Genomic DNA, 13284 nt, shown 5'->3' on the forward strand with positions numbered 1-13284 from the left:
AAAATCTCCTCAGCAGTCCAGTGGGTTGCGTTTTTCCGGGTTGATCCCGAACTTGACGATAGCGTCAGCCACCACCTTTGGTTCGATCTCACCACGGTCAGCCAAGGCTTCCAGGGCTGCCAACACCACGAAGTGACGGTCGACTTCGAAGAAGTGACGCAGCTTCTTGCGGCTGTCACTGCGGCCGAAACCGTCGGTGCCCAGGACTTTGAATTCCTTGGACGGGACCCACTGGCGAATTTGTTCAGCAAACAGTTTCATGTAGTCGGTAGAGGCAATGACTGGACCCTTACGGCCAGCCAGGCACTCTTCGACGTAGCTCTTCGCTGGCTTCTGGCCAGGGTGCAGGCGGTTGCTGCGCTCTACGGCCAGGCCGTCGCGACGCAGTTCGTTGAAGCTGGTAACGCTCCATACGTCGGCGCCGACGTTGAACTCGTCACGCAGGATCTTCGCCGCTTCACGCACTTCGCGCAGGATGGTGCCGGAGCCCATCAGTTGCACGTGGTGCGCTGCTTCCTTGGTGTCTTCTTCGAGCAGGTACATGCCCTTGATGATGCCTTCCTCGACACCGGCCGGCATGGCTGGCTGCTGGTAGGACTCGTTCATCACGGTGATGTAGTAGAAAACGTCCTGCTGCTCTTCGGTCATCTTCTTCATGCCGTCCTGGATGATCACCGCCAGCTCATAGCCGTAGGTTGGATCAAAGGTGCGGCAGTTCGGGATGGTGGCAGCCAGGATGTGGCTGTGACCGTCTTCGTGTTGCAGGCCTTCGCCGTTCAGCGTGGTGCGGCCGGCGGTGCCGCCGATCAGGAAGCCACGGGTACGGCTGTCGCCTGCTGCCCAAGCCAGGTCGCCAATGCGCTGGAAGCCGAACATCGAGTAGAAGATGTAGAACGGCAGCATTGGCTGGTTGTGGCTGGAGTACGAAGTACCGGCAGCGATGAAGGAGCTCATGGCGCCCGCTTCGTTGATGCCTTCTTCGAGGATCTGGCCCTTCTTGTCTTCCTTGTAGAACATCACCTGGTCTTTATCGACTGGCTCGTAGAGCTGGCCGACGGAGGAGTAGATGCCCAACTGACGGAACATGCCTTCCATACCGAAGGTACGGGCTTCGTCCGGGATGATCGGGACGATACGCGGGCCGATGTCCTTGTCCTTGACCAGCTGCGCGAGGATCCGCACGAAGGCCATGGTGGTGGAGATTTCACGGTCGCCCGAGCCGTCCAGGATGGCCTTGAGGGTGCTCAGGTCCGGAGTCGGTACGGCGAAGCTGTTGGCGCGGCGCTGGGGTACGAAACCGCCCAGGGCGGTGCGGCGCTCGCTCAGGTAGCGGGCTTCGGCGCTGTTTGGCTCTGGCTTGAAGAACGGCAGGTCTTCCAGCTCTTCGTCCTTGACCGGGATGTCGAAGCGGTCGCGGAACAGCTTCAGGCTTTCAACATCAACCTTCTTGGTGTTGTGCGCAGTGTTCTTCGCTTCGCCAGCACCGGTGCCATAACCCTTGATGGTCTTGGCCAGGATGACGGTCGGTTGTTCTTTGTGGTTCACCGCTTCGTGGTATGCCGCGTAGACCTTGTACGGGTCGTGGCCGCCACGGTTGAGTTTCCAGATCTCGTCGTCGGACAGGTCTGCAACCATCGCCTTGAGTTCAGGCGTGTTGAAGAAGTGTTCACGTACGAACGCGCCGTCTTTGGCTTTGTAGTTCTGGTACTCGCCGTCGATGACTTCGTCCATGCGACGTTGCAGGATGCCGTCAACGTCCTTGGCCAGCAGTGGGTCCCAGAAACGGCCCCAGATGACTTTGGTCACGTTCCACTGGGCACCGCGGAACACGCCTTCGAGTTCCTGGATGATCTTGCCGTTGCCGCGAACCGGGCCGTCGAGGCGCTGCAGGTTGCAGTTGATGACGAAGATCAGGTTGTCCAGCTTCTCGCGGCCAGCCAGGGAGATGGCGCCCAGGGATTCCGGCTCGTCGCACTCGCCGTCGCCCAGGAAGCACCAGACTTTCTGCTTGCCTTCCGGAATGAAGCCACGGGCTTCCAGGTACTTCATGAAGCGAGCCTGGTAGATCGCCTGGATTGGACCCAGACCCATGGAAACGGTCGGGAACTGCCAGAAATCAGGCATCAGCCAAGGGTGTGGGTAGGACGACAAGCCGCCACCGTCCACTTCCTGGCGGAAGTTGTTCATCTGGTCTTCGGTGATGCGACCTTCCATGAACGCACGGGCGTAGACGCCTGGCGAGGTGTGGCCCTGGAAGTAGATCAGGTCGCCGCCGTGTTCGTCGGTCGGGGCCTGGAAGAAGTAGTTGAAGCCGATGTCATACAGGGTTGCGCTGGAAGCGAAGCTGGAGATGTGACCGCCCAGGTCCGAATCTTTCAAGTTCGTGCGCATTACCATCGCCATGGCGTTCCAACGTACCAGCGAGCGAATGCGGCGTTCCATGAACAGGTCGCCAGGCATGCGTGCTTCGTGGGTAACGGGGATGGTGTTGCGGTATGGCGTGGTGATGGCGTAAGGCAACTGCGAGCCGCTGCGGGTCGCGAGTTCGCCCATACGGGTCATCAGGTAGTGAGCACGGTCTTCGCCTTCTTTGTCGAGAACCGATTCCAGGGCGTCCAGCCATTCCTGGGTTTCGACGGGATCGAGGTCTTGCATGGCTTGCTCCAGGGCGGAAAGGCTACCAGAATCGGTTGCCTGAAGTTTGCGACTGGCCTTGTGGGCAGACGACATAAATTCTTGGATGGCCGAAGGTTGCTTCGGCGTCCTGTAGTTTTACTACAAATCGTCGGCCATTTCAGCCTTTCGAATGTATATACGAGTAGTAAAACTACACAAGACTGAGCGTATGGCTCGGTCTGGCTGGTGAGCATAATCGTTATTGTTGATCTTTTGCGAACAAGAAAAGGTATGAGCTTAATGTTACCTGCCAAAAATTATCAATTTTCAGCTATTTATAACCTTTGTTCGACAGTCCTTCATCGAGCGCCGTGCTTGCGTTCACAACTACAAGCCATTTGCACGCCGATCAAGGATAGACCATGAGCCTTCCAACGCTGGCCGAATTGCCGGCCATTCTCCTTTCAATTGCCCAGCGGGCCGAGCAGTCATTTCGTGACGCAGTGGCCGCGCTGGACGACGATCATGGCCTTTCTGAGTGGACGCCGCAACGCTGGGCCGACTTCACCCGCGTGTGCGCCGCCAGTGATTTCGTGATTGAACAGAGTGTTCGTGACCCTTTGATGTTGCTGGAGCTGGCGGCCTGGGGCGAGCTGGACCGCGGCTTTGCACCGGGCGAGTTGTGCGGGCAGATTGCAGGCGCTGTGCAACAGGCTGAAACAGAAGACGAACTGGGCCGCGTCTTGCGTCGCCAGCGCACGCGCCAGCAAGTACGGATTATCTGGCGCGACCTGACCCGCCAGGCGGATCTGGTGCAGACCTGCCGTGATCTTTCCGACATGGCCGACGCCAGCATCGACCAGGCCTATCAATGGTTGTACCAGCGCCACTGCGTGCAGTTCGGTACTCCCACTGGCCGGCGCAGCGGCGAGCCGCAGCACATGGTCATCCTGGGCATGGGCAAGCTCGGCGCGGTGGAGTTGAACCTCTCGTCGGATATCGACCTGATCTTTGCTTACCCCGAAGGCGGCGAGACGGTGGGCGTGAAGCGTTCACTGGATAACCAGGAATTCTTCATTCGGCTTGGTCAAAAACTGATCAAGGCCCTCGACCCAATGACCGTCGACGGTTTTGTGTTCCGCGTCGATATGCGCTTGCGTCCTTACGGTTCGGCGGGTGCGCTGGTGCTCAGCTTTAATGCGCTGGAGCAGTACTACCAGGATCAGGGCCGCGACTGGGAACGCTACGCCATGATCAAGGCGCGTGTAGTCGCTGGCGACCAGGTGGCCGGTGCGCAGTTGCTCGATATGCTGCGACCGTTCGTGTACCGCCGCTACCTGGACTTCTCCGCCATCGAAGCGCTGCGCACCATGAAGCAGTTGATCCAGCAGGAAGTGCGGCGCAAAGGCATGGCCGACAACATCAAGCTAGGCTCTGGCGGCATCCGCGAGGTGGAGTTTATCGCCCAGGCATTCCAGTTGATTCACGGCGGTCGCGACTTGAGCCTGCAGCAGCGCCCGCTGCTCAAAGTGCTTGGCACGCTGGAAGGCCAGGGTTACCTGCCGCCGGCGGTGATCGCCGAGTTGCGCAATGGCTACGAATTCCTGCGCTACACCGAACACGCGATCCAGGCGATTGCCGACCGCCAGACCCAGATGCTGCCCAACACCCCGGAAGACCAGGCGCGCATCGCTTTCATGCTGGGCTTTGCCGACTGGGCCGCATTCCATGAGCGCCTGATGTACTGGCGTGGCCGGGTGGACTGGCACTTCCGCCAGGTGATTGCCGACCCGGATGAAGAAGAGGGCGAAGAAAGCGAGTTAGTCGTAGGCGGTGAGTGGTTGCCACTGTGGGAAGAATCCCAAGATGAAGACGCCGCCTGCCGCCAGTTGACCGAAGGCGGTTTCACCGACGCGCCCAAGGCGCTCAAGGCCCTGGCGGGTTTGCGTGGCAGCCCGCAGTTACGTGCGATGCAGCGCCTCGGCCGTGAGCGTCTGGATGCGTTTATCCCACGTCTGCTGGCCCAGGCCGTCGAACATGCCAATCCGGACTTGGTGCTGGAGCGCGTGTTGCCACTGGTGGAGGCCGTCGCCCGCCGCTCCGCCTATCTGGTACTGCTCACGGAGAACCCCGATGCCCTGCGCCGCCTGCTGACCCTTTGCGCGGCCAGCCCGTGGATTGCCGAGCAGATCACCCGTTTCCCGCTGCTGCTGGACGAGTTGCTCAACGAAGGTCGTCTGTTCAAGCCGCCCTTGGCGCCGGAACTCGCCGCTGAGTTGCGCGAGCGCCTCACGCGCATCCCCGAAGACGACCTTGAGCAGCAGATGGAAGCCCTGCGTCACTTCAAGCTCGCCCACCGCCTGCGCGTGGCCGCCTCGGAAATCGCCGGCAGCCTGCCGTTGATGAAAGTCAGTGACTACCTGACCTGGCTCGCCGAAGCCATCCTCGAACAAGTGCTGGCCCTGGCCTGGCGCCAGACCGTGGCGCGCCATGGCTCGCCGCAGCGGCTGGACGGCACCCTGTGCGATCCTGGGTTCATCATTGTCGGTTATGGGAAAGTCGGCGGCATCGAATTGGGGCATGGTTCGGACCTGGACCTGGTGTTTATCCACGATGGCGACCCGCAGGCCGAGACCGATGGCGCCAAACCGATTGACGGCGCGCAGTTCTTCACGCGCCTGGGCCAGCGCATCATTCACCTGCTGACCACCCAGACCAACTCCGGCCAACTGTACGAAGTGGACATGCGCCTGCGGCCTTCCGGCGCGTCAGGCTTGCTGGTGAGTTCCCTTGGCGCATTTGACCGCTATCAACAAAATGAAGCATGGACCTGGGAACATCAGGCCCTGATCCGCGCGCGGGTGCTGGTGGGCAGCCAGGATGTGGGGCGTGCGTTCGAGCAGGTACGGGCTAAAGTGTTGGGACGTGAACGAGACCTGGCGAAGTTGCGCCAGGAGGTCAGCGAGATGCGCGCCAAAATGCGTGACAACCTGGGCACCAAGGCCACTACGGCCGGTACCGGCGCCAATGCGTTCGACGCTGCTGCGGTGTTCGACCTCAAGCAGGACGCCGGAGGTATCGTCGATATTGAATTTATGGTGCAATACGCGGCTTTGGCGTGGTCTGCCCAGCACCCGTCGTTGCTGCGCTACACCGACAATATCCGCATTCTGGAAGGCCTGGAGCAGGTGGGGTTGATGCCCGCCGCCGATGCCCATCTACTGCGCGAGGTGTATAAGGCCTACCGTTCCGCGGCACATCGCCAGGCCTTGCAGAACGAGGCCGGTACGGTGGCGGGGGATCAGTTCGCCGATGAACGGCGACAGGTGATGCGCATCTGGCAGGCGCTGGGGTTGAGCTGAAACACTATTAGGGCGGGGAGGCATAAGCCTCCCCGCATCGTTTGTGGAAACTACATGAATATTCTGATCGTTGGGCCCAGTTGGGTTGGTGACATGGTGATGGCACAGACACTGTTCCAGTGCCTGCGCCAGCGCCATCCAGACTGCCAGATCGACGTGCTCGCCCCTGAGTGGAGCCGGCCGATCCTTGAGCGCATGCCCGAAGTACGCAAGGCCTTGAGCTTCCCGCTCGGCCACGGCGCCCTGGAACTTGCCACCCGTCGTCGCATCGGCAAATCCCTGGCCGGCCAGTACGACCAGGCGATCCTGTTGCCCAACTCGCTGAAATCGGCGCTGGTGCCGTTTTTTGCCGGCATCCCCAAACGCACCGGCTGGCGCGGCGAGTTTCGCTACGTGCTGCTTAACGATGTGCGCACATTGGATAAAGCGCGCTACCCGCTGATGATCGAACGCTTCATGGCATTGGCGTATGAGCCTGGCGCGGAGCTGCCCAAGCCGTACCCGCGCCCGAGCCTGCAGATCGACCCGGTAACCCGCGACGCGGCCCTGACCAAGTTCGGCCTGACCCTGGACCGCCCGGTGTTGGCGCTGTGCCCAGGCGCGGAGTTTGGCGAGTCCAAGCGCTGGCCGGCGGAGCACTACGCCAAAGTCGCCGAGATGAAGATTCGCGAAGGCTGGCAGGTGTGGTTGTTCGGTTCGAAAAAAGATCACCCGGTGGGTGAAGAGATTCGCCAGCGCCTGATTCCCGGCCTGCGCGAAGAGTCGGTCAACCTCAGTGGCGACACGTCGCTGGCCGAGGCGATTGACCTGCTGTCCTGCGCAGATTCGGTGGTGTCCAACGACTCCGGCCTGATGCATGTGGCGGCGGCGCTGAACCGCCCGTTGGTGGCGGTGTACGGTTCGACGTCTCCAGGTTTCACCCCGCCCCTGGCCGACAAGGTCGAAGTGGTGCGCCTGGGCCTGGAGTGCAGCCCGTGTTTTGACCGTACCTGCCGTTTCGGCCACTACAACTGCATGCGCCAATTACTGCCGCAGCCGGTGAACGAAGCTTTGCAGCGGTTGCAGGGCACTGCGGTCGAGGTTCACTGAGTTGCGGGTACTGGTAATCAAGACCTCATCCCTGGGCGACGTGATTCATGCGCTGCCGGCACTCACCGACGCGGCGCGGGCGATCCCCGGCATTCGATTCGACTGGGTAGTGGAAGAAGGCTTTGCCGAGATCCCCACCTGGCACCCGGCGGTGGACAAAGTGATCCCGGTGGCCATCCGCCGCTGGCGCAAGAACCTCTGGCAGACCCTCAAGAGCGGTGAGTGGCGGCGTTTCAAGCAGCAGATCCAGTCGACCAAATACGACCTGGTGATCGACGCCCAAGGCCTGCTCAAAAGTGCCTGGCTGACCCGCTATGTGCGTGCGCCGGTAGCGGGCTTCGACAAGCACTCTGCCCGTGAACCCATCGCGGCGCGCTTCTATTCGCGTCGTCTGGCCGTGGCCCGTGGGCAACACGCGGTTGAGCGCCTGCGCCAGCTGTTCGCCGTGGCGCTGGGCTATGACCTGCCCAAAGGCCTGGGCGATTACGGCTTGAGCACCGAAAAACTGCTCGGCCTGCCGCCGAAAAAACCCTTCGTGCTGCTGCTGCACGGCACCACCTGGGACACCAAGCACTGGCCCGAAGCCTATTGGCGCGAGCTGGCCGAGCGCATGGGCCGCCTGGGCGTGGACGTGAAGCTGCCGTGGGGCAACGCCGCCGAAAAAGCCCGCGCCGAGCGTTTGGCCCAAGGCCTGAACAACGCCGAAGTGCTGCCCAAGCTCAATCTGGCTGGCGTCGCCCGTGTCTTGGCCGGCGCCCGTGCCTGCGTGGCGGTGGACACGGGGCTCGGCCACCTGGCTGCCGCGTTGGACGTGCCGACCATTTCCCTGTTCGGCCCCACCAACCCCGGCCTGACTGGCGCCTACGGCAAGGGCCAGATTCACCTCGGCAGCGACTGGTCGTGCGCGCCGTGCCTGCAAAAGCAATGTACTTATCAACCCACGGCCGACGACCTGCGTCGGTTCGACATCAAGCGCGAGTCGCCCCTGTGCTTCACGCGCCTGAACCCTGAGCGTGTGGCAAGCCGGCTGAGCACGTTGTTATTGGCTGAGGAGCTGCACTGATGCAACTGGCTTTTGTTCTGTACAAATACTTCCCCTTCGGTGGCCTGCAGCGCGACTTCATGCGCATCGCCCTGGAGTGCCAGCAGCGCGGCCATCAGATTCGGGTCTACACGCTGATCTGGGAAGGCGACATCCCGCCCGGCTTCGAAGTGCTGGTGGCGCCGGTCAAGGCGTTCTTCAACCATAAGCGCAACGAGAAGCTCAGTGCGTGGATGGAGGCCGATCTGGCCAAGCGCCCCGTGGACCGCCTGATCGGTTTCAACAAGATGCCCGGCCTGGACGTTTACTACGCCGCCGACGGCTGCTTCGAAGACAAGGCGCAAAACCTGCGTCATTCGCTGTACCGCAGCTTTGGCCGTTACAAGCACTTCGCCGAGTACGAGCGTGCGGTGTTTGCCAAGGATGCCAAGACGCAAGTCCTGATGATCTCCGAAGTGCAGCAGCCGCTGTTCATCAAGCATTACGACACCCCGCTGGAGCGCTTCCATCTGCTGCCGCCGGGGATTGCCCAGGACCGTCGCGCGCCGCCGAATGCGGCCGAAATCCGCGCAGGGTTTCGCCAGGAATTCAACCTTGGCGATGACGACCTGTTGCTGGTGCAGATCGGCTCCGGCTTCAAGACCAAGGGCGTCGACCGCAGCCTCAAGGCCTTGGCCGCGTTGCCGCCTGAGCTGAAGAAACGCACGCGCCTGTTTGTCATCGGTCAGGACGACCCCAAAGTCTTCCAGCTGCAAAGCGCTACCTTGGGGCTGGGCGACAATGTGCAGTTCCTCAAGGGCCGCAGCGATATTCCGCGCTTCCTGCTGGGCGCCGAGCTGCTGATCCATCCGGCGTACAACGAAAACACCGGCACCGTGTTGCTCGAAGCCGTGGTGGCCGGGTTGCCGGTGCTGGTTTCTGCCGTGTGTGGCTATGCCCACTACATCGCCGAAGCCGACAGTGGCCTGGTGCTGGATGAGCCGTTCGAGCAGGCTCAGCTCAACCAGTACCTGGCGCGGATGTTGACCGATTCTGCACAGCGCGCGGCCTGGGGCCGCAATGGGTTGGCCTTCGCCGAGACGGCCGACCTCTATAGCATGCCGCAGCACGCTGCGGATGTGATTCTGGCGGAGCCAAAACGATGAAGTTGATTCTTGCCGAACCGTTCAAGACGTTATGGGCCGGGCGTGATGCCTTCGCCGAAGTCGAGAAGCTCGAAGGCCAGGTATTCCGTGAACTGGCTGCGCGTCGCACGTTGCGCACGGTGGTGGATGGCCGGCCGTATTTCGTGAAAATCCACCGGGGCATCGGTTGGGCGGAAATCTTCAAGAACCTGATCACCGCCAAACTGCCGGTACTGGGCGCGGGCCTGGAATGGGATGCCATCCACCGCTTGCAGGAGATCGGCGTACCGACCATGACCGGTGTGGCCTTCGGCGAAAAAGGCAGTAACCCGGCGGACCAGCACTCGTTCATCATCACCGAAGAACTGGCGCCGACCCTCAGCCTCGAAGACGTGACCCTCAACTGGGTCGCCGAGCCGCCAACACCGGCCTTGCGCCATGCGCTCACCGCCGAGCTGGCGCGCATGGTCGGCGACATGCACCGGGGCGGCGTGAACCATCGCGACTGCTACCTGTGCCACTTCCTGCTGGACACGTCCAAGCCGATCGACCCACGCGACATCAAGCTCTCGGTGATCGACCTGCACCGCGCCCAGATGCGTGCCCATCTGCCGCTGCGCTGGCGCGACAAGGACCTGTCCGCGCTGTACTACTCGGCGTTGGACATCGGCCTGACCCGGCGCGACAAGTTGCGCTTCCTCAAGGGCTATTTCCGCCAGCCGCTGCGCCAGATCCTGACCGAGCAATCGGCGTCTTTGAGCCTGATGCAGCGCAAGGCCGACAAGCTTTACGCACGCAAGCAACGCTACGGGGATGCGATCTGATGGCGGGTTGGAACCTGGAACCTGCCTATGCCGCCCTGGCGGATGATTTTGGAAGCCTCGAAGCGGTGTTCGCCCTGCAAGGTGAGCGGCTGACCCGCGACCCGTTGTCGGAAGTGATCCGGGTCGAGCGCGGTGGGGTCAATTACTACGTCAAGCGCTACACCGGTGCCGGCAAGGGCCTGCGGCGCTATCTGGGCAAGCCGCGGGTCAAGTCCGAATGGCAGAACCTCAAGCGCTTCGCCAAGTGGGGGATTCCCACCGCCGATGTGGTCGCGTGGGGCCTGGAGCGCAATGGCCTGGCCTACGACCGTGGCGCGATGATCACGCGTGAGCTGCCCAATACCGAAGACCTTTCGGTGCTGGCCGAGCGCCAAGATGCGCGCCTGCGCGACCCCAAATGGGTCGATGTCGTCAGCCGCCAGCTCGCCGAGTACACGCGCACGATGCACGACCAGCGCTTTACCCATAACGATTTGAAATGGCGCAACCTGCTGATCGACGACCAGCAAACCCTGTACCTGATCGACTGCCCCAACGGCGATTTCTGGCGCGGTTTCTGGCTCAAGTACCGCATCACCAAAGACCTGGCCTGCCTGGACAAGGTGGCCAAGTATCACCTGTCGGCCACCCAGCGCCTGCGTTTCTACATGCAGTACCGTGGGTGTCGGCACCTGAGCGATTCGGACAAGCGGCGGATCCGCCACGTAGTGAAGTTTTTCGAGGGACGCGAATGAGTGATTTCCTGGCGGCTGAAGACCGTGCCTTGCTGGAGCGCCACGGCCTCGCGACATTCGACGCGCTGTGGGCCAAGCAACTGGACGCGGTGGATGAGCCCAACACCAGCCGTGGCGGCTGGAGCAGCGTGTTTCGCCTGGAGCTCGATGGCCACGGGTATTACCTCAAGCGCCAGAGCAACTACCTCACGCGCAGCTTGCACCGACCGTTGGGCGAGCCGAGTTTCTCCCGCGAATTTCGCAATATCAGCCGTTACCGCGCGCTGGGTATCCCGGCGTTGCAGGCGGCGTTTTACGGCGAGCGCAAAGTCGCCGGTGAACACCGTGCAATGCTGCTGACCCGTGCCCTCGACGGCTGGAATGACCTGGATTCATTGCTGGAGCAGTGGCTGCAACTGAGCGACGCCCAGCACCACGCGATCCTGCTGGCGTGCGGCCAACTGGCGCGCCGGTTGCACAGCGTCGGCCAGGTGCATGGCTGCTTTTACCCCAAGCATATTTTCCTGCAGGCGACCGGCGACGGTTACGCCGCGCAGTTGATCGACCTGGAGAAAACCCGCCCGCTGCTGTTCGGCTGGCGTGATCGGGTCAAGGACCTGGAGCCGTTGCTGCGCCGTGCACCGCAGTGGTCGGACGCGCAGGTGCGCCAACTGTTGGCGGCTTACCTCGATCAGCCTGAAGACAGCGCACTGGTCGCCACCTGGCTGCAACGCCTGACGGCCCGGCGTAGCCACAAGGAGAACCGCTGATGCGCCTGTCCGAGCTGAAAAGCGCCGGCCGCACACCGAGCCTGCCCCTGACTCTTGACCTCGCGGATGCGGCAGGCCCCGGCCAGTTGCAACTGCTGAGCCTGTTGCGCGTGTTGCCTGGCGAACGTTACGTGGGCGCAGCCGTGTGGCGCGGGCGCCCGGTGCTGGCCAAGTTATTGGTGGGCGGCAAGGCCGCTCGGCACTTTCAGCGTGAACTGGCTGGCGTACGCCTGCTGGCCCAACAGGGCCTGACTACACCGTTGTTGCTCGCCGATGGCCTGCAGGAAGGCGAGGGCGGCTGGCTGTTATTCGAATTTATCGAAGGCGCCGAAAGCCTGGCCGATGCCTGGCATGCCGTTGAAGGCCTGCCACCATTGGCCGACGAACAAACCGCCGTGCTTGCCGAAGCGCTGGGCGCGATTGCGCAAATGCATGCCAAAGGGTTGTGGCAGGAAGATCTGCACTTGGACAACCTGCTGCGTCAAAGCGGCAAGTTGTACCTGATCGACGGCGCCGGTATCCGCGTCGAAGAGGCCGGCAAGCCGTTGTCGCGTAACCGCGTGCTGGAGAACCTGGGCGTGTTTTTCGCCCAGTTGCCGAAAAACCTTGAGCCGTTTACCGAAGAGCTGCTGGTGTATTACCTGCTGAGCAACGGCGAACACGCCTTGCCGCTGCAAGCCCTGGAAAAACAGGTGCGCAAGGTCAGCGCCTGGCGCTTGAAAGACTTTTTGAGCAAGGTGGGCCGCGAATGCACGTTATTCAGCGTGGAGCGAGGCGCCTTTGGCCTGCGCGCGATGCGTCGCGAAGAAGAGTCCGCGATGCTGCCGGTGCTGGAACAGGCCGATGCGCTGCTCGACCAGGGCCACCTGTACAAGACCGGTGGTGCTGCGAGCGTGGCCAAGGTAGAAGTGGCCGGTCGCCCGCTGGTGATCAAGCGCTACAACATCAAGGGTTTCGCCCACTGGCTCAAGCGCTTCTGGCGCCCGAGCCGCGCCTGGCATTCCTGGCGCGAAGGCAACCGCCTGGCGTTCCTCGGGATCGCCACGCCCAAGCCACTGGCGGTGTTGGAAAAACGCTTTTTATGGCTGCGCAGCCGTGCCTACCTGATCACCGAATACTTGCCGGGCCCGGACATCATCGAGCGCTTCGCGCCTTACATCGAGCAAGGTGACGCACCGGAAAATGAGCTGGTGGCGCTGGATAAACTGTTTGCCGAACTGATCCGCGAACGCATCAGCCATGGCGATTTCAAGGGCCATAACCTGTTCTGGCACGAAGACCACTGGGCCCTCATCGACCTCGATGCCATGTGCCAACACAACTCCGCCGCCAGCTTCGCCCCGGCCTTCGCCAGGGATCGCGCGCGGTTTATGCGTAACTGGCCGCAGGAAAGCGCGCTGTACAAACTGATTGATCAGCGACTGCCCAAAACCATCGACTGAACGCGGTCTTGCTTTGGTAAGCGGTCTTCCTGTGGTGAGCGGGCTTGTCCCGCGCTGGGCTGCGAAGCAGCCCCACTAGAAGCAGCGCTGTGTTCCTGGTAAGTCGTAGTGGCTGGTTTTGGGGGCCGCTTCGCAGCCCAGCGCGGGGCAAGCCCGCTCACCACAGTTATTGTGCTGTCCTTAAGTGTTGTGTGGGCAACAGTGCTTGTGCACTTGTGAGTGGAGAGCGACAGCACTTACGCGATTAATATTCTTATCCGGCTGATTTTTATACGTAAAAATCCTGGCGCGGCCTCTGCAAT

Annotated in this window: 9 protein-coding genes; 8 read left to right on the top strand and 1 reads right to left on the bottom strand. The window is 61.9% G+C overall.

The window, feature by feature from the left end:
• Positions 1-9 precede the first annotated feature (9 nt).
• Positions 10-2655: a pyruvate dehydrogenase (acetyl-transferring), homodimeric type gene (aceE, locus tag DNK50_RS05910; RefSeq protein ID WP_099583732.1), complete on the bottom strand. Its 2646-nt coding sequence runs from the start codon at positions 2653-2655 to the stop codon at positions 10-12.
• 383 nt (positions 2656-3038) lie between these two features.
• Between aceE and glnE the strand changes: the two genes are divergently transcribed.
• The 8 genes from glnE to DNK50_RS05950 are packed head-to-tail and all read left to right on the top strand — an operon-like array spanning position 3039 to position 12982.
• Entirely contained in the window at positions 3039-5978 is a 2940-nt protein-coding gene (gene glnE, locus DNK50_RS05915) for a bifunctional [glutamate--ammonia ligase]-adenylyl-L-tyrosine phosphorylase/[glutamate--ammonia-ligase] adenylyltransferase (protein WP_099583731.1), read from the top strand.
• A gap of 54 nt (positions 5979-6032) precedes the next feature.
• A complete protein-coding gene (waaF, locus tag DNK50_RS05920; RefSeq protein WP_099583730.1) occupies positions 6033-7067 on the top strand; it encodes a lipopolysaccharide heptosyltransferase II in 1035 nt (344 codons plus the stop codon).
• A gap of 1 nt (position 7068) precedes the next feature.
• Positions 7069-8130, top strand: a complete 1062-nt coding sequence (gene waaC, locus DNK50_RS05925; protein ID WP_099583729.1) for a lipopolysaccharide heptosyltransferase I — start codon at positions 7069-7071, stop codon at positions 8128-8130.
• Complete coding sequence (locus tag DNK50_RS05930) at positions 8130-9254, top strand: glycosyltransferase family 4 protein (RefSeq protein WP_099583728.1); 1125 nt, start codon at positions 8130-8132, stop codon at positions 9252-9254. Before waaC ends, DNK50_RS05930 begins: the two co-directional genes overlap by 1 nt.
• Positions 9251-10057 carry a lipopolysaccharide core heptose(I) kinase RfaP gene (rfaP, locus tag DNK50_RS05935; protein ID WP_099583727.1) on the top strand — a complete coding sequence of 269 codons (807 nt, stop codon included), beginning with the start codon at positions 9251-9253 and terminating at the stop codon, positions 10055-10057. Before DNK50_RS05930 ends, rfaP begins: the two co-directional genes overlap by 4 nt.
• The gene (locus DNK50_RS05940; RefSeq protein WP_099583726.1) at positions 10057-10791 is read left to right on the top strand and encodes a lipopolysaccharide kinase InaA family protein; all 735 of its coding nucleotides are present in this window, start codon (positions 10057-10059) and stop codon (positions 10789-10791) included. The genes rfaP and DNK50_RS05940 overlap by 1 nt, the downstream gene beginning before the upstream one ends.
• On the top strand, positions 10788-11540 hold the full coding sequence (locus DNK50_RS05945; RefSeq protein WP_099583725.1) for a lipopolysaccharide kinase InaA family protein: 753 nt from the start codon (positions 10788-10790) through the stop codon (positions 11538-11540). The genes DNK50_RS05940 and DNK50_RS05945 overlap by 4 nt, the downstream gene beginning before the upstream one ends.
• The gene (locus DNK50_RS05950; RefSeq protein ID WP_112193090.1) at positions 11540-12982 is read left to right on the top strand and encodes a lipopolysaccharide kinase InaA family protein; all 1443 of its coding nucleotides are present in this window, start codon (positions 11540-11542) and stop codon (positions 12980-12982) included. Before DNK50_RS05945 ends, DNK50_RS05950 begins: the two co-directional genes overlap by 1 nt.
• The last annotated feature ends 302 nt before the right edge of the window (positions 12983-13284 follow it).

Origin of the sequence: Pseudomonas sp. LG1E9 (assembly GCF_003290225.1) — a bacterium.
Classification (GTDB): Bacteria; Pseudomonadota; Gammaproteobacteria; order Pseudomonadales; family Pseudomonadaceae; genus Aquipseudomonas; species Aquipseudomonas cyclaminis.